The following is a 22,186-nucleotide window of genomic DNA, read 5'->3' on the forward strand; positions in this document are numbered from 1 at the left end:
AACCGGCGCGTTACCCGGCAGGTCCGGGTCGCAGCCGTATCGCCACGTGCGGGCGACTGTTCGAGGGTACTGACGGGAATTACCTAGGTCAAACCTGTCTCCGTGGCTGCGCACAAGCACTCTGGGCCCGGTGGCGACATCTCATCAACCACAACCGTCACCTTCAACTGGGACTATAGGGCGGGCCTCAGATTAAGGGCTGACCAATGTTGCCGAACTGTTGGCAGTGGGAAAGAAAACTGTTAGCTTCTGGCAGTGCTAATTCCACGTCGGGACGGCACAAGACAACAGAGCGAGGATTCCCATTCCGTCGCGAGCCCACGGAATGAACCCATACCGTGACGCGCTCCGGCCAGCGGCATCCCCGTCAGTAAACAACCAGGCGACGACCGACCCTTCTCCACAACCTGTGGATAACTTTGTGGACAGTTCGTTCCCGGTACTTTGGCCGTCTCTGGGCCGGCCGCTAGGGGGTGCGTCTCGTTGACAGCTAACCCCGATCCCCCGTTCGTCGCCATATGGAACAGTGTCGTCACCGAACTCAACGGCGATGCGGGCGCTGGCGAGGGCTCGTCATTGACTCCCCAGCAACGGGCCTGGCTCAAACTGGTGCGTCCCCTGGTCATCACCGAGGGTTTCGCTCTGCTGTCGGTGCCTACCCCGTTCGTCCAGAATGAAATCGAACGCCACCTTCGCGAACCGATCATCACCGCGTTGAGCAAGCAGCTTGGCCAGCGTGTTGAGCTAGGTGTCCGCATCGCAGATCCAGAGGACGACGCCCCGGTCGGCGGCGACACCGAGCATCACGAGTTTCGCGAGCCTGCCCCCTCCCCCGACATCGAGGACCAGGACGAGGACGAAGATGCGGCGGCCCTCGCCAGCGCCGAAGAGAGCTGGCCGGCCTATTTCAACCGCCGGCCCAACGGCTCTTCAGCAGACGACGACAACTCGATCAATCTGAACCGTCGCTATACCTTCGACACCTTCGTGATCGGTTCCTCCAACCGGTTCGCCCACGCGGCATCTCTTGCTATCGCCGAAGCTCCCGCCCGCGCCTACAACCCCCTGTTCATCTGGGGAGAATCCGGGCTGGGCAAAACCCACCTGCTCCACGCGGCCGGCAACTACGCCCAACGACTGTTTCCCGGCATGCGGGTCAAGTATGTGTCCACCGAGGAATTCACCAACGACTTCATCAACTCCCTCCGCGACGATCGCCGGGCATCCTTCAAACGCACTTATCGAGACATCGACGTCCTACTCGTCGATGACATTCAGTTCATCGAGGGCAAGGACGGCATCCAAGAGGAGTTCTTCCACACCTTCAACACCCTGCACAACGCCAACAAGCAGATCGTGATCTCCTCCGATCGTCCCCCCAAGCAACTCGCCACTCTCGAGGACCGGTTAAGAACCAGGTTCGAGTGGGGACTGATCACCGACGTACAACCGCCGGAACTGGAAACCCGAATTGCGATCCTGCGCAAAAAAGCTCAGATGGATCGGTTGGAAGTACCCGACGACGTACTCGAGCTCATCGCCAGCCGGATCGAACGCAACATCCGCGAACTGGAGGGCGCCCTCATCCGCGTCACGGCATTTGCCTCGCTGAACAAGACCATCATCGACAAATCCCTCGCCGAGATCGTGCTCCGTGATCTGATCTCGGACTCCTCCACCATGCAGATCAGTATCGCGTCGATCATGGCAGCCACCGCGGAATACTTCGAGACGAGCGTCGAGGAACTCCGCGGACCCGGCAAGACCCGCGCTCTAGCGCAATCGCGGCAAATCGCAATGTATCTTTGCCGTGAACTGACCGACCTTTCGCTCCCCAAGATCGGACAGGCGTTCGGACGCGATCACACAACGGTGATGTACGCGGAGAAGAAGATTCGCGCCGAGATGGCCCAGCGCCGTGAGATCTTCGATCACGTCAAAGAGCTCACCACCCGGATCCGGCAGCGCGCCAAGCGCTGACATATCCACCTACTCCCCCGCGATCTCCGGCCTCCCCCGAAGGTCTCCGGCACGATGCTGTCTGAATCCGCCGTTGCCGCGGACCCAATCTCAAAAAACTTTCGCCCCTGCCGTCCCAATTGTCACAGCCCCGACATGTGGACCGCCGTGTGGACAAGCTGGGATCAATCCCCCCTTCGCCCCCGATTTAGTCCACACCTGCGCCGGTATCCCCAACCACGCCGCAGTCGCCCGCCGGCTATCCACAATGCGCCAACACCCCACCATCGCCGCTGTCCAGCACAGCAACATACCTATCCACAGTCTCCACAGGTCCTATTACTACTGCTGTTACAAATCTATGAATTTCTTCTAGAAGAAGAGCGTTGGGGAAACCCGGAACTGTCATGTTCGGGCCGCCCCTTTACCCGGTGATGTCAGCCCAGCCGATTAGCTTTCAAGTTGGGGCCAGAGGCTCTACGGTGGTTCATCGGCAGCCGTTTCGGTCGGCGCAGCGGGTCCGAGCGGCGCGGTGTGCGACACCGAAAATCGCTGAGTGACGTTTTTGTCGGGGTGTGCATCGAAGGGACGCTATGAACGTGGCGGCAGCAGGTCTCACGGATTTGAAGTTTCGATTGACCCGCGAAGACTTCGCCGACGCGGTTGCCTGGGTGGCCCGCAATCTTCCGTCGAGGCCGACGGTGCCGGTGCTGGCGGGTGTGCTTCTCACCGGATCCGACGACGGGCTGACCGTCTCGGGATTCGACTACGAAGTCTCTGCCGAAGTGAAGATTCCTGCTGAGATCGCCTCTCCTGGAACCGTTTTAGTATCCGGCCGGCTGCTCTCAGATATTGTGAAGTCGTTGCCGGCCAAGCCGGTCGACGTGAGCGCCGAAGGGACCCGGGTCTCGTTGACGTGCGGTAGCGCTCGTTTTTCACTCCCGACGATGGCCGTCGAGGATTACCCCACGCTGCCGACCCTGCCCGACGAGACCGGCGTGCTGTCTTCGGACCTTTTCGCCGAAGCGATCGGGCAAGTGGCTGTCGCTGCTGGACGCGATGACACCCTGCCGATGTTGACCGGAATCAGAGTGGAGATTTCCGGCGAGAAGGTTGTTCTGGCCGCTACCGACCGCTTTCGGCTGGCTGTGCGGGAGCTGACCTGGGCGACGGCTTCGACTGGCGTGGAAGTCGAGGTGCTGGTTCCTGCCAGAACCTTGGCCGAAGCTGCGAAGGCAGGTACCGACGGCGAAGAAGTCCACCTGTCGTTGGGGTCGGGACCAACAGTGGGTAGCGAGGGCCTGCTCGGAATTCGCAGCAGAGGCAAGAGTTCCACGACCCGACTGTTGGATGCGGAGTTCCCCAAATTCCGGCAGCTACTTCCCAGCGAACACACAGCAATGGCGACGATTGCCGTTGCCGAGCTGACCGAGGCGATCAAACGCGTCGCCCTGGTCGCTGACCGGGGAGCACAGGTTCGGATGGAGTTCGGTGACGACGTGCTGCGGTTGTCCGCCGGTGCTGACGATGTGGGTCGGGCAGAAGAGGATCTGCCGGTGGAGTTCGCCGGGAGCCCATTGACGATCGCGTTCAACCCGACGTACTTGACCGATGGCCTGGGCTCCTTGCACGCCGAGAAAGTCACGTTCGGCTTCACCACACCCAGTCGGCCAGCCGTGTTGCGGCCGGCCGGCGAAGAGGACGGCGCAGCCGGCGGTGCCGGCCCGTTCCCGGCGGCTCAAACGGATTACGTTTATTTGTTGATGCCGGTACGCCTTCCCGGTTGACCCTTGGCACTGACAGGAGAAGGGACGCGCAGATGCAGCTAGGTCTCGTCGGTCTTGGCAAGATGGGTTTCAACATGCGTGCCCGTCTGCGTGAGGGAGGGCACGACGTCGTCGGGTACGACCCAAGACCCGAAGTTTCGGATGTGGCGTCTCTGGGTGAGCTCGCCAGCGCGCTGGCCTCGCCCCGCGTCGTATGGGTGATGGTGCCATCGGGCACAGTGACCGAAAAGACCATCTCCGAATTGGCAGCGGTGCTGGGATCGGGTGATTTGGTCATCGACGGAGGTAATTCCCGCTACACCGAGGACGCGCCGCACGCGAAGTTGTTGGCGGAAAAGGGAATCGGCTTCATTGATGCAGGCGTGTCCGGCGGCATCTGGGGACTGACCGAAGGCTATGGGTTGATGGTTGGCGGTAGCGATGCCGACATTGCTCGCGCGATGCCGATCTTCGACTCGTTGCGGCCGCCGGGACCTGTGGAGGATGGATTCGTACACGTCGGGCCGGTCGGTGCCGGCCATTTCGCCAAGATGGTGCACAACGGCGTGGAATACGCTCTGATGACGGCCTATGCCGAGGGATACGAGATGCTCGCGGCCGAGGATCTGGTCAACAACCCACAAGCTGTCTACCAGGCATGGACCAACGGCACGGTTGTTCGGTCCTGGCTGCAGCAATTGCTGGCCAAGGCGCTCAAGGAAGACCCGGATCTGGGTGAGATCAGCGGCTACACAGAGGATTCCGGTGAGGGGCGGTGGACGGTAGAGGAAGCGATTCGGCTGCGCGTCCCGGTGCCCAGTATCGCCGCGGCACTGTTCGCCCGGTTCCTTTCCCGCCAAGACGACTCACCGACGATGAAAGCGGTGGCCGCACTGCGCAATCAATTCGGTGGCCACGCAGTCAAGAGAGTCAGCGAATCTGGGTGACCGGGGTGCATCGGTGTACGTACGCCATCTCGCCCTGACAGACTTCCGGTCATGGGAGCGCGTCGAACTCGACCTCGAGCCCGGGCGCACAGTGTTCGTCGGCTCCAATGGGTTCGGCAAGACCAATCTCGTTGAAGCGCTGTGGTACTCGTCGACGCTAGGCTCGCATCGGGTGGCCGCCGACGCGCCTCTGATCCGCGTGGGCGCCGAGCGGGCGGTAGTCTCTACCATCGTCGTCAGCGACGGTCGCGAGCTCGCCATCGATCTCGATGTCACCTCCGGGCGAGCGAACAAGGCGCGGCTGAACCGCTCCCCGGTGAGGTCGGCGCGGGAAATCCTGGGCGTCCTGAGGGCGGTGTTGTTCGCCCCGGAGGATCTGTCTCTGGTGCGTGGCGACCCCGGTGAACGCCGGCGCTATCTGGACGAACTGGCTACGACGCGGCGGCCACGGGTCGCGGCCGTGCGAGCGGACTACGACAAGGTCGTCCGACAGCGCACCGCGTTGCTCAAAACCGCCGGTCCTGCGCGCTACCGCGGGGATCGCGGTGCACTCGAGTCCCTGGAGGTCTGGGACGGGTATCTGGCAGCCCATGGCGCCGAATTGGTGGCTGCGCGGGTGGAATTGGTGAAAGAATTAGCCCCAGAAGTGCAGAGTGCGTATCAGCTGTTGGCCCCGGAAGCACGTCCGGCGGCAATCCATTACCGCAGCCGGGTGGGAGGGATCGAGAGTGCAGCCGCCGAGGGAAATACCGACCCGGCAACTTTCGAGGCCGCGTTGCTCGAAGAGCTCGGGCGGCGACGTGAGGCCGAGCTGGAACGGGGTGTGTGTCTGGTCGGCCCCCACCGCGATGATCTGGAGTTGCGGCTCGGAGAACAGGTTGCCAAAGGATTTGCCAGCCACGGAGAATCGTGGTCTTTCGCGTTGGCATTGCGATTGGCCGCATATGAATTGTTGCGTGCGGAAGGCACGGATCCGGTGTTGTTGCTCGATGATGTTTTCGCGGAACTCGATACCGCGCGGCGGGCCGCATTGGCGCAGGTCGCGGTGTCTGCCGAGCAGGTCTTGGTGACCGCCGCAGTGCACGAGGACATCCCGGCGGGCTGGGATGTCCGCCGGATCGATATCACCATGCGCGACAGCGACAGCGGTCGTATCTCGGCGGTTCAGTCATGAACGCCCGCGACCCCGGGGAATGCGAGGACAAACCCGGCGATCCGGGTCCAGCGTTCGAACCGCCGCCCGAACTCGCCGGTCTCCAGGGGATGGACCTGGTACGGCGCACGCTCGAGGAAGCACGGGGTGCTGCGCGGGTCCAAGGTAAGAATGTCGGACGCGGGCGCAACTCCCCTGCGCCGCGCCGGGTCGCGGGCAACAGCCGGCGCAGGTGGTCCGGCCCCACTCCCGACGGCCGCGACCCCCAACTCCTCGGGGCTGCCACCAGCGACTTGGCGCGTAACCGGGGTTGGTCCGGGCGGGTCGCCGAGGGGTCGGTGTTCGGCCGTTGGCGCGCAGTCGTCGGCGAGCAGATCGCCGCGCACGCCGCACCGACCTCGCTGCACGACGGTGTGCTCACCGTGTCCGCGGAGTCAACGGCCTGGGCCACCCAGTTGCGGATGGTGCAATCGCAACTTCTCGCCAAGATCGCCGCCGCTGTCGGTGACGGAGTGGTGACCGCACTGAAAATCGTCGGCCCGGTCGGTCCGTCGTGGCGCAAAGGGCCTTACCGGGTGCGGGGCCGCGGACCGCGGGACACCTACGGATAGGGACGCTCCATTATCACGGGCTGAGAGCGGCAACAAGGATCCGTCCATAACTCTCAAGCGTCTGGACGTATAGATATTCGCGATAACCCATAGGTGAGGCAAATAGGTGCGCAGAAACGCCGCCTGTGGGTAAGTGCTGACGGTGTCTGACGGTAGACTTCAGAAGAGATCTGCGAGGGACGTCGTCCTTCGGCACACGATCCCCGGCGAAACACCAAGGAGACGCGTCTAACGTGGCTGCCCAGAAGAAGAGCGCTTCGAAACAGTATGGCGCTTCTGCCATCACCATTCTGGAGGGCTTGGAGGCTGTTCGCAAACGTCCGGGCATGTACATCGGTTCCACCGGTGAGCGTGGCCTGCACCACTTGGTCTGGGAGGTTGTCGACAACGCGATCGACGAAGCCATGGCCGGCTACGCCACCAGGGTCGATGTCACGATCCTCGGTGACGGCAGTGTCCAGGTCACCGACGACGGCCGCGGTATCCCCGTCGAGAAGCACTCCAGTGGGCCCCCCACCATCGACGTTGTCATGACTCAGCTGCACGCCGGCGGCAAGTTCGGTGGCGAGGAGAGCGGATACAGCGTCAGTGGCGGTCTGCACGGCGTCGGAGTATCGGTGGTCAACGCCTTGTCCACCCGACTCGAGGCCACGGTGCTGCGGGACGGCCACGAATGGTTCCAGTACTACGACCGGTCCGTTCCCGGAACTCTCAAACAGGGCGGTACGACCAAGAAGACCGGCACGACCATCAGGTTCTGGGCGGACCCCGACATCTTCGAGACCACCCTGTACGACTTCGAGACCGTGGCCCGGCGCCTTCAGGAGATGGCCTTCCTGAACAAGGGGCTTACCATCGACCTGACCGATGAGCGGGTTACCGCCGAAGAAGTGGTCGACGATGTCGTGAGCGACACCGCCGAGGCGCCGAAGTCAGCCGATGAAAAGGCAGCTGAAGCGTCCGCGCCGCACAGGGTAAAGCACCGCGCCTTCCACTACCCTGGCGGCTTGGTCGACTATGTCAAACACATCAATCGCACCAAACCTGTTCTCCAGCAGAGCGTTATCGATTTCGATGGCAAGGGCCCCGGTTATGAGGTCGAGATTGCCATGCAGTGGAACAACGGCTACTCCGAATCTGTGCACACCTTCGCCAACACCATCAACACGCACGAAGGCGGCACCCACGAAGAGGGCTTCCGCAGCGCACTCACCACGGTGGTGAACAAGTACGCGAAGGACAAGAAGCTCCTCAAGGACAAGGACCCCAAACTCACCGGCGACGATATTCGTGAGGGGCTGGCCGCAGTGATCTCGGTCAAGGTCAGCGACCCGCAGTTCGAGGGCCAGACCAAGACCAAACTCGGGAACACTGAGGTCAAGTCGTTCGTGCAGAAGATCTGTAACGAGCAGTTGTCGCACTGGTTCGAGGCCAACCCGGCCGAAGCCAAGACTGTTGTCAACAAGGCGGTTTCATCGGCGCAGGCCCGGCTGGCCGCCCGTAAGGCCCGAGAGTTGGTGCGCCGCAAAAGCGCGACCGATCTGGGCGGGCTGCCGGGCAAGCTTGCCGACTGTCGCTCCACCGATCCGAAAAAGTCGGAACTCTATGTAGTGGAGGGTGATTCAGCCGGCGGTTCGGCGAAGAGCGGCAGGGACTCCATGTTCCAGGCTATCCTGCCGTTGCGCGGCAAGATCATCAATGTCGAGAAGGCGCGCATCGACCGTGTCCTCAAGAACACCGAAGTCCAAGCGATCATCACCGCACTCGGCACCGGCATCAAGGACGAGTTCGACCTGTCGAAGCTCAGGTATCACAAGATCGTGCTGATGGCCGACGCCGACGTTGACGGCCAGCACATTTCGACGCTGCTCTTGACGCTGCTGTTCCGATTCATGAAGCCACTCATCGAGAATGGACACGTCTTCCTCGCCCAGCCGCCGTTGTACAAACTGAAGTGGCAGCGATCCGAACCAGAGTTCGCGTACTCCGATCGCGAACGCGACGGTCTGCTGGAAACCGGTCGGGCGGCCGGCAGGAAGATCAACGCCGACGACGGTATCCAGCGTTACAAAGGCCTGGGCGAAATGGATGCCAAGGAGTTGTGGGAGACCACCATGGATCCGACCGCCCGGGTGCTGCGGGAGATCACGTTGGACGACGCTGCCGCGGCCGATGAGCTGTTCACGATCCTGATGGGTGAAGACGTCGAAGCCCGGCGCAGTTTCATCACCCGAAACGCCAAAGATGTTCGTTTCCTGGATGTTTAGCGTATCGACCGTGAAGTTGCTCGCGCGTTCGGCGCCGACCGTGCCCACAACCTCACGTTCGGCTGGGAGCTCACAGGGATTGAGGAGAGGGAAGTCCATTGACTGACACCACGCTGCCACCGGGCGACGAAGCCGGCGACCGCATCGTCCCGGTCGACATCCAGCAGGAGATGCAGCGCAGCTACATCGATTACGCCATGAGCGTGATCGTGGGTCGTGCGCTGCCGGAAGTACGCGACGGACTCAAACCTGTGCACCGGCGCGTGCTCTACGCGATGTTCGACTCGGGCTTTCGGCCCGACCGTGGGCACGCGAAGTCAGCCCGTTCGGTCGCCGAGACGATGGGTAATTACCACCCGCACGGTGATTCGTCGATCTACGACACCCTGGTGCGCATGGCGCAGCCGTGGTCGTTGCGCTACCCACTCGTCGACGGCCAGGGGAACTTCGGTTCGCCGGGCAACGATCCGCCGGCGGCGATGAGGTACACCGAGGCTCGTCTCACTCCCCTGGCGATGGAAATGCTCCGCGAAATCGACGAGGAGACAGTCGATTTCGTACCTAACTACGACGGCCGGGTGCAGGAGCCGACAGTCCTGCCCAGCCGGTTCCCCAACCTGTTGGCCAACGGATCCGGCGGCATCGCGGTGGGCATGGCCACCAACATCCCGCCGCACAATCTGGGTGAGCTCGCCGACGCGGTGTACTGGTGTCTGGAGAATCACGAGGCTGACGAGGAAGCGACCCTCGCCGCGGTATGCGAGCGAGTCAAGGGGCCGGACTTCCCCACCCGCGGATTGATCGTTGGCTCGCAAGGGATTTCGGATGCCTACACCACGGGCCGGGGCTCCATCCGGATGCGCGGCGTCGTGGAGATCGAGGAGGATTCGCGGGGCCGCACCTCTATCGTCATCACCGAGCTCCCCTACCAGGTGAATCACGACAACTTCATCACCTCGATCGCCGAACAGGTCCGCGACGGCAAGATGGCCGGCATCTCGAATATCGAGGACCAGTCCAGCGACCGGGTGGGCCTGCGCATCGTGGTCGAGATCAAGCGCGACGCCGTCGCCAAGGTCGTGCTCAACAACCTGCACAAGCACACCCAGCTGCAGACCAGCTTCGGCGCCAACATGCTGTCGATCGTCGACGGGGTGCCGCGTACCCTGCGGCTGGACCAAATGCTGCGCTACTACGTCGCCCACCAACTCGACGTGATCATCAGGCGCACCACCTATCGGCTCCGCAAGGCCAACGAGCGGGCCCACGTCCTGCGCGGTCTGGTCAAGGCGCTCGATGCTCTCGATGAGGTCATCGCGCTGATCCGGGCTTCGGAGACCGTCGACATCGCGCGCGCCGGCCTGATCGAGCTGCTGGACATCGACGATATCCAGGCGCAGGCGATCCTCGACATGCAGTTGCGCCGGTTGGCCGCCCTGGAGCGACAGCGGATCGTCGACGACCTCGCCAAGATCGAGGCCGAGATCGCCGACCTGGAGGACATCCTGGCCAAGCCGGAGCGCCAGCGGGCCATCGTGCGCGATGAGCTCAAGGAGATCGTCGACAGGTACGGAGACGATCGGCGCACCCGGATAATCCCGGCCGACGGTGACGTCGCCGACGAAGATCTGATCGCGCGGGAAGAGGTGGTCGTGACGATCACCGAGACCGGCTACGCCAAGCGGACCAAGTCCGACCTGTATCGCAGCCAGAAGCGGGGTGGCAAAGGCGTTCAGGGTGCGGGGCTCAAGCAGGACGACATCGTCAACCACTTCTTCGTGTGCTCCACGCACGACTGGATCCTGTTCTTCACGACGCAGGGTCGGGTGTACCGGGCGAAGGCCTACGATCTTCCCGAGGCGCTGCGGACGGCGCGTGGTCAACATGTGGCCAACCTGCTGGCCTTCCAGCCCGAGGAGCGCATCGCCCAGGTCATCCAGATCAAGAGCTACGAGGACGCGCCCTATCTGGTACTGGCCACCCGTAACGGACTGGTGAAGAAGTCCAGGTTGGTCGATTTCGACTCCAACCGGTCCGGGGGCATCGTCGCGGTCAATCTGCGTGATGGCGACGAGTTGGTCGGGGCGGTGCTGTGCTCGGCCGACGAAGACCTGCTTCTGGTGTCGGCGAAGGGGCAGTCGATCCGCTTCTCGGCAACCGACGAGGCGCTGCGGCCAATGGGGCGAGCGACCTCGGGCGTGCAGGGGATGCGGTTCAACGAAGAGGACCGGCTGTTGTCACTGAACGTCGTTGTCGAGGGCACGTACCTGCTGGTGGCGACCTCGGGCGGCTATGGCAAGCGCACCGCGATCGAGGAGTACACCGCCCAGGGCCGCGGCGGCAAAGGCATCCTCACCATCCAGTACGACAGGCGGCGTGGCACTCTGGTCGGAGCGTTGATCGTCGACGACGAGACGGAGTTGTACGCCATCACCTCCGGCGGGGGCGTCATTCGCACCAGGGCCCGTCAGGTGCGCAAGGCCGGACGGCAAACCAAGGGGGTGCGCTTGATGAACCTCGCCGATGGCGACACACTGATTGCTGTTGCCCGCAACGCCGAAGAAGATGTCAACGACGATGCAGAGGGCCGTTCGTAATGCGACACCGACTGCTGCAAGCAGTAGGCACTGAGCTAAGGAGTCCCAGGTGAGCTCACCGACAGAGCCGGGACAATCCCGTGCAGGCGAGGCATCCGGTGCCGACAGCGGCTCCGCCGCTGGTCCCGGGGGTGCCGGTCCGAAAGAGGGCGCACTGGGGAACTCGGTGACGCGCAGCGGTCCGCCACCGGCGGCCGCCCCACCGGCGCGCGGTGCCGAACATGGCGACGCACCGCCCTGGCAACGCGGTCCGGCCGACCGCGCCAAGGCAAATAAGCAGTCACCCGAAGCGGCCCCGGCCGCCAAAGGTCAACCCAATGCCCCGTCGGGTCTGGACGCCCGGTTGAACCGCTTCATCGCCGGTGCACCGGCCACCTCCGATGCGCGCGAGGCAGATTCGGCGGACCCGGGCGAGCGTGCCGACCGGAGACCCCGTGCCGAAGAAAGTTCCGCGAATTACGGCAGCGAGTTGCCGAACTTGTCGGACGCGCCGCCCCGGCCGCAGCAGAAAAACAGGCCGGTGGACCGACCGGCGGTCGAACCGCCGGCTAAGGCCCCCGAGCAAGCGCCGGCTTCCGGCGCGGCCGTTCAGGTCGCGGTCCGGCCGGCCAAGGGCCCGGTGCGGGCCAGCATGCAGATCCGGCACGTCGATCCCTGGAGTGCGCTGAAGGTATCGCTGGTGCTGTCGGTGGCGATGTTCTTCGTATGGATGATCGCGGTCGCATTCCTCTACCTGGTGCTCGGCGGCATGGGTGTGTGGAGCAAGCTCAATAGCAACGTCGGTGATCTGCTGACCAGCGCCAGCGGAAGTACTGGCGGCGAACTCGTCTCCAGCGGCACCATCTTCGGCGGGGCCGCGTTGATCGGTCTGGTGAACATCGTGCTCATGACCGCCGCAGCGACCGTCGGAGTTTTCATCTACAACCTGACCACCGACCTGGTCGGTGGAGTCGAGGTGACCCTGGCCGACCGCGACTGACGTCGCAGGCCTCGGGTTTGGGTCACAGCAGGTCCGTGCGGTAATCTCGGCGCTCGGCCCCGCTGGCGGGGATTCCCACAGGGCGGTGAACGGGGCTATAGCTCAGGCGGTTAGAGCGCTTCGCTGATAACGAAGAGGTCGGAGGTTCGAGTCCTCCTAGCCCCACGGAAAGGTGCAGATCGGTGAAGATCGTGCTTCTTCTTGCTGCCGCAGTTGCCGCGGCCGCCGCACTGACCGTGTGGCGGACCCAGCACGGCGCCGAGGTGTGGCACACAGCCGCCGATCCGCCTTCCTGAACGGCACCAGGGGCCTTAGCTCAGTTGGTAGAGCGCTGCCTTTGCAAGGCAGATGTCAGGAGTTCGATTCTCCTAGGCTCCACACGTAGACAGCTCCACAAGTAAACAAGCAGGCACAGACCCGGTCGAGCCGGGGCCGTCAGGGCTTGGGGGCGACGTCGACGCTCGGCGGCAAGGGTGAGGGCTCCGGCTGTGACGAGCGCCGAACGATCACGAAAGCAGCCGCTCCACCGGCCAGCACGGCGACACCGATCCCGGCCAACAGCAGCGGCCGGTGAGCCCTGCCCGCCCGGCGGGCCTTCTCGAGAGTGTCGGGGAGCTGGGCCGCCACTTCCTGAGCCGCCGAGAGCTCTGCCACGATGGCGTCTTGGGCCGAGGCGAGATCGGCCTTCAACCGGCGGGCAACCTGTTCGCGGCGGTACCGATCGCCGACCCAGGCTGCCGAGGAGCGCACGGAGTCCAGTCCGACGCCCAGCGCCCCCCTGGTGACGTCGACCGGGCCGACTGCCGAGTACTTCAGACCTCGGCCGAGACGCTGGCTCGGGGACAATTGGTCGACGGTATTGGAGCTCATCTGCCACCTCTTTCGGTCTAACGGACCTCGCACCCCCAAGCCTGCCATCTGCGCGACCACAAGGTGCCCGGTTGGCCATCAGACCCGGCGTGGCAGACTGACTTCCCGTGACGAGTCCCATTCAGACAGCGACCGCGACCCTGCATACCAACCGTGGCGACATCAAGGTCGCCCTGTTCGGAAACCACGCCCCCAAGACGGTGTCCAACTTCGTCGGGCTGGCGCAGGGCACCAAGGACTACAGCACCGAGAACGCATCGGGTGGATCCTCGGGCCCCTTCTACGACGGAGCGGTGTTCCACCGCGTGATCGCAGGCTTCATGCTCCAGGGCGGCGACCCGACCGGAACTGGCCGCGGCGGTCCGGGCTACCAGTTCGCCGACGAGTTCCACCCCGAGCTGGCGTTCGACAAGCCCTACCTGCTGGCGATGGCCAATGCCGGCCCCGGGACCAACGGTTCGCAGTTCTTCATCACGGTCGGCAAGACGCCGCACCTGAACCGCAAGCACACGATCTTCGGCGAGGTTGTCGACGCCGAGTCTCAGAAGGTCGTCGACGCCATCGGAGCGACCGCGACCGACCGCAACGACCGTCCGGCCGAGCCGGTGGTCATCGAGTCGATCACCATCTCGTAGGGATTTGGGCGCACTTTGTCACGCCCACCGTGACGAACTGCGCCGAAATCACCCGGAGCCAGGGGCAAACCCGGCGTCAGTGAGTGCGTCGAGTACCCGCAGCGGGTCTGTGCCCAGGTCCCAGCGGCTGAGCACCAGCAGACGGCCGTCGGTGCCGTCGATCTCCAGGAGACGAACCGTGCGGCCGATCCGGCGGAACTCGGTGATCCGGATCAGCTTGATATCGGCGTGACCGAGACGTCGCGTCTGCCACCAACCCTTGAACACCAGTGCCCCGTCGGTGATTGCCAGCTTGGGACGCGCGCGCCACGACATCAGGGCGAACACCAGTAATCCGACCGCTGCGAGGCCAACCAGCACGCGCCCGGGCGGGTCTGTGACCAGCATCACAGCACCGAAACCCAGGATGACCGCAAGAACTCCGGCCGCGACGATGCCCGGCGCCGGCGGCTCCCACTGTGTTTGCTGGACTGACAATTCACCCCCTCCTGCCGTGGCGAATGCGGTTATCCACAAGTGCTATCCCCAATGGGGATGAATAACATCGATGTGATCTGGTAACGGCCAGGTTGCGAGCAGGAAAACTACAGGCGGCCAAAACGAGCTCCTCTGGGGGCAGATCGGGGTCACCGCCACCGCATCGTGAGCAACAAACCGCTGATCATGAAGGCGAAGGCGATGGCGTAGTTCCACACGTTGAGATCGGCCATCCACTGCAGGAAGCTCGGCACGTCGGGTCCGCTTCCCGCCAACTGGAACACGATCAACCAGGCGAGGCCGACCAACATCAGGCCGATGAACAGCACGACGAACCAGGTGCCCGACTGTACTGCTTTCACCTTGACCGGAGTCCGGCTCACCGGGTTGATGGTGAAGTCGTTCTTCTTGCGGACCTTGGACTTGGGCATGCGTACCTTCAGACGATCGGCGTCGCCAGTGCGACGATGGGTAAAGCTGCGACGATGGGTAAAGCAAAGCCTAACGCAGCCCTCTGGGACAACTCACCAGGAGACGGAACCGATGAAAGGTCGCACCGGGCCCCGGCGGCCGCGCGCTGCGTGGCGCTTCGGCGTTCCGGTCGTGTGTGTGGCCGCCGGACTGTTGCTGGGAGCCACGCACAGCGTCTCTGGCGGCGAAGAGATCCGCCGCAGCGACGCGCCCCGACTCGCTGACCTGGTTCGTGAGGCCCAGCAGTCCGTCGACCGATTGACCGCTCAGCGCGACCTCGCAGTCAGCAAGATCGACAACCACCACGGCGGCTCTCCAAGTGCCGATGCGGCGCTGGCCGCCATCACCCGCCGCGCAGATGCGCTGGCCGGGCAGGCCGGCCTGACCCCGATAACGGGCCCGGGCCTGGTGGTGACTCTGAACGACGCTCAGCGCGACGCCCAAGGCCGGTTTCCCCGCGACGCCTTCGCCGACGACCTCGTTGTGCACCAGCAGGACATCGAGGCGGTGCTCAACGCCCTGTGGAGTGCGGGGGCCGAAGGAATCCAAATGCAGGACCAGCGCATCATCGAGACCTCGGCACCACGCTGTGTGGGAAATACCCTGCTGCTCAACGGCCGCACCTACAGCCCGCCCTACGTCATCTCCGCGATCGGTGACGCTGCGAAGATGCAGGAGGCCTTGTCGGCCGATCCGATGGTGACGCTCTATAAACGGTATGTGGCACGGTTCGGCCTGGGTTATGCAGAGGAGCCGGGCGAGGTCGAGCTCGTTGGCCATCAGCAGGCCGTCCGGATGCAGTACGCGCGCCCCATCGGGCCACTTGGCTACTAGCAGACGGGCGGGGCGACTCGGGTGCGATGGCGAACCCCAGCGTCGGCGAGTGTGCCGGATTCACCGGCGGTAGCCTGTTGCGATGCAGGTCTTGGTCCTCGACAACTACGACAGTTTCGTGTTCAACCTGGTCCAGTATCTCGGTCAACTCGGCGTGGAAGCGACGGTGTGGCGCAACGACGACGAACGGTTGGCCACCCCCGCCGACCTCGCCCGCGTGGCCGAAGAGTTTGACGGGGTGCTGCTCAGCCCGGGCCCGGGCACTCCCGAGCGTGCCGGGGCCTGCATTCCGATGGTCGACGCATGCGCGGCCGCCCGGACCCCGCTGCTGGGGGTGTGTCTGGGTCATCAGGCGATCGGAGTGGCGTTCGGGGGCACCGTCGATCGGGCGCCCGAGCTGCTGCACGGCAAGACCAGCACCGTCCACCACTCGAACACCGGTGTGCTGAAAGGTCTTCCAGACCCGTTTGTCGCCACCCGGTACCACTCCTTGACGATCCTTCCCGAGACGGTTCCCGCTGAACTGGAGGTGATCGCCCGCACCGACCGGGGCTGGAGTGGCCACGGGAAGGGCAACCGGGGCGATGCCACGAACGGCGGCGACGAGGGCGTCATCATGGGGGTGCGCCACCGCGACCTGCCGATCCACGGCGTGCAGTTCCACCCCGAATCGATCCTGACCGAGGGCGGGCACCGGATGCTGGCCAACTGGTTGGCCTACTGCGGCACCGCGCCCGCCGAGGGGCTGGTTCGCCGCCTGGAGGACGAGGTCGCCGGCGCGGTGCAGGCCGCTACGCGGCGAAGTTCAGCGTGACCCGACCGCCGAAGTTCACCGCCGAACCCGACGACGGGCTCTGACGTACCACGGCGTTGGTGCGCTGACCGCTGTCTCGCACATCGCCGCCCTTGTCCAAGATGCCGGTCCAGCCCAACGCCCGCAGCCGTGGCTCGGCGTCGGTCCAGAACATTCCGGTCAGATCCGGCATCACGAACTGGTTGCCACGGGACACCCGGATCTGGATCACCGCGTCCTGTGGAACGGTCTGGGCGGCGCCAGGATCGGTGCCGAGCACCTGTCCTTCTGTTCTCGTGCTGTCGGTTTGGACGGTCACGACATTCTCGAACCCGGATGCAGAGAGGATCTGTTGGCAGACCGCGACGGTCTGGCCGAGACAATCGGGCACCGCGGCTGTTTCTGGGCCGGTCCCCACGACGAGGGTGATCTCGTTGGTGATCGCCGAGGTCTGGTTGGCCGGCGGCACCGTGGAGATCACCCGGTCCTTCTGCTCGGGCAGCGACGCTGACGTGGTCTGCCGAAAGCGGCCGAAGCCCGCAGTCGTGAGCTTTCGCACCGCGTCGGCATAGCTCAGGTTGGAGACGTCGGGCACCTCGCGTTGCTCGGGCCCGGTGGAGATGTTGAGGGTGATCTCATCGCCGGCCGCCACCGAGGTGTCGGCGACCGGATCGGTATCGATGACGTGATCGGGCGGAACCTTGGAGTCGGGGTTCCGCTCCAAGGTGGTTTTGAATCCGAGGTTCTGCAGCGCGGCGATCGCGTCGTCCGAAACCTGGCCACTGACGTCGGGCACCGCCACACTGCGGGTGGTTCCACCGAACGTGTTGATGGAGATGGTGACCACCACGGTCACCACCGCCAGGATCGCCACCGCCGCCAACCATCGCGCGACCGAACCGCGGCGCCGGCGTTCTTCGTAGCGTGCCGGGTAGGGCCCCAGCGGCTCGATGCGATCGGTGCGGTTGTCGGACGGGGCTGCCGACAGCATCGACGTCCGCTCGGCGTCGGTGAAGATTTTCGGGGCGTCCGGCGTCTCGCCGCTATGCACTCTGACCAGGTCGGACCGCATCTCGGCGGCCGTCTGGTACCGGTTGTCCGGATTCTTGGCCAGCGCCTTGAGCACGACTGCGTCGAGTTCGGGGGAGATGCCGCTATTTCGGGTCGACGGCGGGGCAGGGTCCTCCCGGACGTGCTGGTAGGCCACGGCGACGGGGGTGTCACCGACGAAAGGCGGCTCACCGGTGAGTATTTCGTAGAGCACACAGCCCAGTGAGTACACATCGGAGCGGGCATCGACCTTCGCGCCGCGGGCCTGTTCGGGGGATAGGTACTGCGCAGTGCCGATGACGGCAGCGGTTTGAGTGACCGGATTGCTGGCGTCTGCCAGCGCTCGAGCGATGCCGAAGTCCATCACCTTCACCGCGCCGGTATTGCTGATCATGATGTTGGCGGGTTTGACGTCGCGATGGATGATGCCGTGCTGGTGGCTGAAGTTGAGGGCCTGGCAGGCGTCGGCGATGACTTCGATGGCGCGTTGCGTCGGCATCGGTCCTTCACCGTGGACGATGTCGCGAAGAGTGACGCCGTCGACGTATTCCATCACGATGTAGGGGAGTGGCCCGTTGGCCGTTTGCGCCTCGCCGGTGTCGTACACCGCGACGATCGCGGGATGGTTGAGGGCCGCTGCGTTCTGCGCTTCTCGGCGGAACCGCAGATAGAAGCTCGGGTCGCGGGCCAGGTCGGCACGCAGCACCTTGATCGCGACGTCCCGATGCAGTCGCAGGTCGCGGGCCAGGTGGACTTCGGACATTCCGCCGAAGCCCAGGATTTCGCCGACTTCGTAGCGGTCGGAAAGGTGCTGGGGGGTCGTCATGGCGCCCTCTGTTCTGAGGCCGAGGCATGCACGGTCACCGCGGGATATGTCGCGATGTCGAGGCTCTTCGGTATCCCACGGCGGTCCGATCCATCGGCACCTGCAGGCGCAGGTGCGGCGCCGGGAGTCTCCGGCGCCCCGGGAGCCGGGGTCTGGGATGTCGGCGTTTCTGTGACGGTGGTCGGCACCGGCGCGCGATCCTTGCGGTCCTGGGCGTTGAGCACGATCAGGATCGCGATGACGATGGCCAGGGCGCCGAGCACCCCGGCGGCCCACAACAGCGCGCGCTGACCCGACGAGAAGGCGCTGCGCGCCGGTGGCGAGCGGTGGTGACTTCCGGTGGTGCGAGGTCGTGCCGCCGGGGCCGGGGCGCGCCCGGGAACTTCGGCGGCTCGGGCCGCGACGGTCGCACCCACCGCGGCAGGTGCGGCGCGGCCCAGTCGCGGAGTGGCGTTGGGTCTGGGCGGCCGGCGGCCAGAACGCACCGCGGCGACCGCGTCAGCGAAGGTTCCGCCCGACTTGTAGCGCAGGCCGGGGTTCTTGACGAGCGTGACCTCGATCAGTTCCCGGACGTTGGGCGGCAGATCGGCGGGCAGCGGGGGAGGGTTCTCCTTGATGTGTTTCATCGCCACGGTCAGCGCGCCCTCGCCGGTGAAAGGTCGCTTTCCCGACAGCGACTCATAGCCGACCACGCCGAGTGAGTACACGTCGCTGGCGGCGGTTGCGTCATGGCCCAAGGCCTGCTCGGGTGCGATGTACTGCGCGGTCCCCATCACCATGCCGGTCTGGGTCACGGGCGCGGCGTCGACGGCCTTGGCGATGCCGAAGTCGGTCAGCTTTACTTGGCCGGTGGGGGTGATCAAGATGTTGCCGGGCTTTACGTCGCGGTGCACCAGTCCTGCGGTGTGGGCGACCTGCAGCGCCCGGCCGGTCTGCTCGAGCATGTCGAGCGCGTGCCGCAGAGAGAGCCGCCCAGTCCGCTTGATCACGGAATTCAGCGGCTCACCGTTGACCAATTCCATCACCAGGTAGGCGGTTCGGCCCTCGCCGTCGAGGTCTGTTTCGCCGTAGTCGTACACACCGGCGATGCCCGGGTGGTTGAGCATCGCGACGGTGCGTGCCTCCGCGCGGAACCGCTCGATGAATTCGGCGTCGGTCGAGTACTCGGCTTTGAGGACTTTGACGGCCACGCGTCGTCCCAGCCGGGAGTCCAGGCCCTCCCAGACCTGACCCATGCCGCCGGTGGCGATCAACCGTTGGAGCCGGTAGCGCCCGGACAGGGTCACCCCGACGCGGGCACTCATTTCCGGCCGCCGGATCGCGGATCTATTTCTCGCCTCCGGTTCGCGCGACTCATGAGGCTCCCCGCAGGGCCGCGGCGATGGTGGCGCGTCCGATCGGAGCCGCCACCGCACCACCGGTCGCCGAAAGACGGTCCCCGCCGTTCTCGACCAGCACCGCGACCGCGACCTTGGGTGCCTGTGCGGGCGCGAAGGCGATGTACCAGGCATGCGGCGGCGTGTTGCGGGGGTCGGTGCCGTGTTCCGCTGTGCCGGTCTTGGATGCGATCTGCACGCCAGCGAGGGCTCCCTCCTGCTGAGTCACCTGCTCGGCGGCGACCATCAAATCCGTCAGTGTATCCGCGACCTCTTCCGTCACTGCCCGGCGCTCGCCGGGGGATGCGGCAGTGGGGATGTTGGCGAGGTCGGGCCCCTGCAGGCTGTCGATCAGGTGGGGCTGCACAGTGACCCCCTTGTTCGCGACGGTCGCGGCGATCACCGCATTCTCCAGCGGCGTCAGCGCCACGTCCTTCTGCCCGATGCTCGACATCCCCAGCGCCGCGTCGTCGGAGATCGGACCAATGGTGGATTCAGCGACCTGCAGCGGTATCGGCGCGGGGACCACATCCACGCCGAACGCTTTTGCGGTGGAGCGAAGCTCGCCGGCGCCGGTATGGATACCGAGCTGGACGAAGGCGGTGTTGCAGGAATGGGCGAATGCGTATCGCAGGGTGGTGGTCGGGTCGGTGCCGCAGGGCTCTCCGCCGTAGTTCTCCAGCATTGCGGTGCTGTTGGGCAAGGTGATCTGGGGCTGCGCGGTCAGCTCGGAGTCGGGGGTCTCCCCGGCCTGCAGTGCGGCTGCGGTGGTGAGGACCTTGAACGTCGATCCGGGCGGGTAAGTCTGCGAGATCGCCCGGTTCAGCAGTGGTGAATCGGGATCGTCGCGCAGGGCCCGCCAAGCGGTCGACTGCTCGGCGACGTCGTGGGTGGCCAACAGATTGGGGTCATAGGAGGGCGCCGACACCATCGCCAGAACCTTGCCGGTCGAGGGTTCCAGAGCGACCACCGCGCCCCGGCACGGCCCGTCACAACCCTCCTGCAGCGCATCCCAGGCAGCCTGCTGCACCGGCGGATTGATCGTGGTGGCGACATTGCCGCCGCGAGGATCTCGGCCGGTGAAGAAGTCAGCCAGCCGGCGACCGAACAAACGCTGGTCGGACCCGTTGAGGATGCTGTCCTCGGCGCGCTCCAGCCCGGTGCTCGAGTAACTGAGCGAATAGAAGCCGGTGACCGGTGCATAGGTCATCGGGTTGGGGTAGACCCGCAGGAAGCGGAACCGGCCCGGCGTCGACACCGAGTAGGCCAGCAGTTGGCCGCCCGCGGAGATCTGGCCCCGCTGGCGCGAGTACTCGTCGAGCAGTACCCGCTGGTTGCGCGGATCTGCGCGCAGGCCGTCGGCGGTGAAGACCTGAGTCCGGGTGGCGTTGGCGAGCAGCAGCACGATCAGGGCCATGATCATGACGGAGATGCGGCGCAGCGAGGTGTTCATATTTTCGCGATCACCTCAGTGCCGGCTGATGCGATGGGCGCGATGGGCAGTGGCCCGGTGCCGATCGGCCGGCGGGCGGCGTGTGAGATGCGGACCAGGATCGCCAGCAGCACGTAGTTGGCCACCAGCGACGAGCCGCCGTAGGACATCCAGGGAGTAGTCAGACCGGTCAGCGGGATCAGCTTGGTGACGCCGCCCACCACGATGAACAGCTGGATGGCCAGGGTTGTGGCAAGTCCGGCAGCGAGCAGCTTGCCGAAGCTGTCGCGCACTGCGATCGCGGTGCGCAGGCCGCGGATGATGATGATGGTGTAGATCATGAGCACGGCGGCCAAACCCACCAGCCCGAGTTCCTCGCCGATGGCGGCGATGATGAAGTCGGTGGAGGCCGCGGGCACGGTGCCGGGCTGTCCGTTGCCCAGCCCGGTTCCGAAGATGCCTCCGGTAGCGAAACTGAACAGCGACTGCATCATCTGGTATCCCGCGCCGTCGGGGTCGGCGAACGGGTCGCGCCAGGCCTGGACCCGGTCCCGAACGTGGTCGAAAAGGAAGTACGCCGCAACGCTTCCCACGGCGAACAAGGCCAAGCCGAGCACCACCCAGCTGAACCGTTCAGTAGCGATATAGACCATGACCAGGAACGACGCGTAGAGGAGCAGCGAAGTGCCGAGGTCCTTCTCGAAGACCATCACCGCGATCGAGGCGATCCATGCCGCCAGTAGCGGAGCCAGGTCGCGGGGCCGGGGTAGGTCCATGCCCAGGACGTGGGTGCCGGCACTGGTGAACAGGCTGCGCTTGGATACCAGCACGGCGGCGAAGAAGATCAGCAGAAGGATCTTCGAGAACTCCGCGGGCTGAATCGAGAAGCCGGGGAACTGAATCCAGATCTTGGAGCCGTTCTGCTCGGACAGTGACCGTGGCAGGATCGCCGGGATCGCCAGCAGGATGAGTCCGGTCAATCCGCACAGGTAGCCGTACCGGGCCAGCATGCGGTGATCGCGCAGGAAGATGACGACGGCGGAGAATCCGAGGACGCCGACCAGAGTCCACAGCATCTGTTGATTCGCCGTACCGCCAAGCCCCTGGGACGTCGTCTCGCCCTCGGCGAGGTCGAGTCGGTGA

General features: G+C 64.9%; 18 protein-coding genes and 2 tRNA genes. 13 read left to right on the forward strand and 7 right to left on the reverse strand.

Features of this window, described 5'->3' with window-relative positions; all coding sequences use genetic code 11:
- Positions 1-483 precede the first annotated feature (483 nt).
- From dnaA to ACPGXI_RS11335, 10 genes are all read left to right on the forward strand, one after another.
- Positions 484-1,980, forward strand: coding sequence for a chromosomal replication initiator protein DnaA (dnaA, locus tag ACPGXI_RS11290; RefSeq protein ID WP_526652831.1), 1,497 nt, complete (start codon positions 484-486; stop codon positions 1,978-1,980).
- A gap of 572 nt (positions 1,981-2,552) precedes the next feature.
- Positions 2,553-3,746 (forward strand): DNA polymerase III subunit beta, encoded by a 1,194-nt coding sequence (dnaN, locus tag ACPGXI_RS11295; protein ID WP_526652833.1) that lies wholly within the window; start codon positions 2,553-2,555, stop codon positions 3,744-3,746.
- A gap of 32 nt (positions 3,747-3,778) precedes the next feature.
- Positions 3,779-4,672, forward strand: a complete 894-nt coding sequence (gnd, locus tag ACPGXI_RS11300) for a phosphogluconate dehydrogenase (NAD(+)-dependent, decarboxylating) (protein WP_526652835.1) — start codon at positions 3,779-3,781, stop codon at positions 4,670-4,672.
- A gap of 13 nt (positions 4,673-4,685) precedes the next feature.
- Positions 4,686-5,846, forward strand: a complete 1,161-nt coding sequence (gene recF, locus ACPGXI_RS11305) for a DNA replication/repair protein RecF (protein WP_526652837.1) — start codon at positions 4,686-4,688, stop codon at positions 5,844-5,846.
- Positions 5,843-6,436: a DUF721 family protein gene (locus tag ACPGXI_RS11310; protein ID WP_526652839.1), complete on the forward strand. Its 594-nt coding sequence runs from the start codon at positions 5,843-5,845 to the stop codon at positions 6,434-6,436. The genes recF and ACPGXI_RS11310 overlap by 4 nt, the downstream gene beginning before the upstream one ends.
- Positions 6,437-6,669: 233 nt before the next feature.
- Complete coding sequence (gyrB, locus tag ACPGXI_RS11315) at positions 6,670-8,703, forward strand: DNA topoisomerase (ATP-hydrolyzing) subunit B (protein WP_526652841.1); 2,034 nt, start codon at positions 6,670-6,672, stop codon at positions 8,701-8,703.
- A gap of 98 nt (positions 8,704-8,801) precedes the next feature.
- Positions 8,802-11,300 (forward strand): DNA gyrase subunit A, encoded by a 2,499-nt coding sequence (gene gyrA, locus ACPGXI_RS11320; protein WP_526652843.1) that lies wholly within the window; start codon positions 8,802-8,804, stop codon positions 11,298-11,300.
- Positions 11,301-11,349: 49 nt separating this feature from the next.
- Entirely contained in the window at positions 11,350-12,279 is a 930-nt protein-coding gene (locus ACPGXI_RS11325) for a DUF3566 domain-containing protein (protein WP_526652845.1), read from the forward strand.
- 91 nt (positions 12,280-12,370) lie between these two features.
- A tRNA-Ile gene (locus ACPGXI_RS11330) sits at positions 12,371-12,444 on the forward strand.
- A gap of 140 nt (positions 12,445-12,584) precedes the next feature.
- Positions 12,585-12,657: transfer RNA gene (locus ACPGXI_RS11335), tRNA-Ala, on the forward strand.
- A gap of 57 nt (positions 12,658-12,714) precedes the next feature.
- On the opposite strand, the gene cwsA is transcribed toward ACPGXI_RS11335, so the two are convergent.
- Positions 12,715-13,149, reverse strand: coding sequence for a cell wall synthesis protein CwsA (gene cwsA, locus ACPGXI_RS11340; protein ID WP_526652847.1), 435 nt, complete (start codon positions 13,147-13,149; stop codon positions 12,715-12,717).
- A 107-nt stretch (positions 13,150-13,256) separates the two neighbouring features.
- On the opposite strand from cwsA, the gene ACPGXI_RS11345 reads away from it, so the two are divergent.
- Positions 13,257-13,784: a peptidylprolyl isomerase gene (locus ACPGXI_RS11345; RefSeq protein WP_526652849.1), complete on the forward strand. Its 528-nt coding sequence runs from the start codon at positions 13,257-13,259 to the stop codon at positions 13,782-13,784.
- 48 nt (positions 13,785-13,832) lie between these two features.
- Here the strand turns inward: ACPGXI_RS11345 and ACPGXI_RS11350 are convergent, their stop codons facing one another.
- Positions 13,833-14,261, reverse strand: a complete 429-nt coding sequence (locus tag ACPGXI_RS11350) for a PH domain-containing protein (RefSeq protein ID WP_526652851.1) — start codon at positions 14,259-14,261, stop codon at positions 13,833-13,835.
- 149 nt (positions 14,262-14,410) lie between these two features.
- Entirely contained in the window at positions 14,411-14,692 is a 282-nt protein-coding gene (crgA, locus tag ACPGXI_RS11355) for a cell division protein CrgA (protein ID WP_526652853.1), read from the reverse strand.
- A 112-nt stretch (positions 14,693-14,804) separates the two neighbouring features.
- Here crgA and ACPGXI_RS11360 point away from each other — a divergent pair, with 112 nt between their 5' ends.
- Positions 14,805-15,566 (forward strand): DUF881 domain-containing protein, encoded by a 762-nt coding sequence (locus ACPGXI_RS11360; RefSeq protein ID WP_526652855.1) that lies wholly within the window; start codon positions 14,805-14,807, stop codon positions 15,564-15,566.
- An 82-nt stretch (positions 15,567-15,648) separates the two neighbouring features.
- The gene (locus ACPGXI_RS11365) at positions 15,649-16,380 is read left to right on the forward strand and encodes an aminodeoxychorismate/anthranilate synthase component II (RefSeq protein ID WP_526652857.1); all 732 of its coding nucleotides are present in this window, start codon (positions 15,649-15,651) and stop codon (positions 16,378-16,380) included.
- Here the strand turns inward: ACPGXI_RS11365 and pknB are convergent.
- The 4 genes from pknB to rodA all read right to left on the reverse strand — a co-directional run.
- Positions 16,358-18,235, reverse strand: coding sequence for a Stk1 family PASTA domain-containing Ser/Thr kinase (gene pknB / locus ACPGXI_RS11370; protein WP_526652859.1), 1,878 nt, complete (start codon positions 18,233-18,235; stop codon positions 16,358-16,360). The genes ACPGXI_RS11365 and pknB overlap by 23 nt on opposite strands.
- A complete protein-coding gene (locus ACPGXI_RS11375) occupies positions 18,232-19,539 on the reverse strand; it encodes a protein kinase domain-containing protein (RefSeq protein ID WP_526652861.1) in 1,308 nt (435 codons plus the stop codon). The genes pknB and ACPGXI_RS11375 overlap by 4 nt, the downstream gene beginning before the upstream one ends.
- A 49-nt stretch (positions 19,540-19,588) precedes the next feature.
- Positions 19,589-21,064, reverse strand: coding sequence for a D,D-transpeptidase PbpA (gene pbpA, locus ACPGXI_RS11380; protein ID WP_526652863.1), 1,476 nt, complete (start codon positions 21,062-21,064; stop codon positions 19,589-19,591).
- The coding region (gene rodA, locus ACPGXI_RS11385) for a peptidoglycan glycosyltransferase RodA (protein ID WP_526652865.1) at positions 21,061-22,186 on the reverse strand (1,126 nt) is incomplete at its 5' end. The genes rodA and pbpA, both read right to left, overlap by 4 nt.

Source organism: Mycobacterium sp. (assembly GCF_049608025.1).
Taxonomy (GTDB): domain Bacteria; phylum Actinomycetota; class Actinomycetes; order Mycobacteriales; family Mycobacteriaceae; genus Mycobacterium.

Coding starts and splice junctions, on each gene's coding strand:
- dnaN (WP_526652833.1), top strand. CDS start 2,553: ATGAACGTGGCGGCAGCAGGTCTCACGGATTTGAAGTTTCGATTGACC.
- gnd (WP_526652835.1), top strand. CDS start 3,779: ATGCAGCTAGGTCTCGTCGGTCTTGGCAAGATGGGTTTCAACATGCGT.
- ACPGXI_RS11310 (WP_526652839.1), top strand. CDS start 5,843: ATGAACGCCCGCGACCCCGGGGAATGCGAGGACAAACCCGGCGATCCG.
- cwsA (WP_526652847.1), bottom strand. CDS start 13,149: ATGAGCTCCAATACCGTCGACCAATTGTCCCCGAGCCAGCGTCTCGGC.
- crgA (WP_526652853.1), bottom strand. CDS start 14,692: ATGCCCAAGTCCAAGGTCCGCAAGAAGAACGACTTCACCATCAACCCG.
- ACPGXI_RS11360 (WP_526652855.1), top strand. CDS start 14,805: ATGAAAGGTCGCACCGGGCCCCGGCGGCCGCGCGCTGCGTGGCGCTTC.
- ACPGXI_RS11365 (WP_526652857.1), top strand. CDS start 15,649: ATGCAGGTCTTGGTCCTCGACAACTACGACAGTTTCGTGTTCAACCTG.
- pknB (WP_526652859.1), bottom strand. CDS start 18,235: ATGACGACCCCCCAGCACCTTTCCGACCGCTACGAAGTCGGCGAAATC.
- ACPGXI_RS11375 (WP_526652861.1), bottom strand. CDS start 19,539: ATGAGTGCCCGCGTCGGGGTGACCCTGTCCGGGCGCTACCGGCTCCAA.
- pbpA (WP_526652863.1), bottom strand. CDS start 21,064: ATGAACACCTCGCTGCGCCGCATCTCCGTCATGATCATGGCCCTGATC.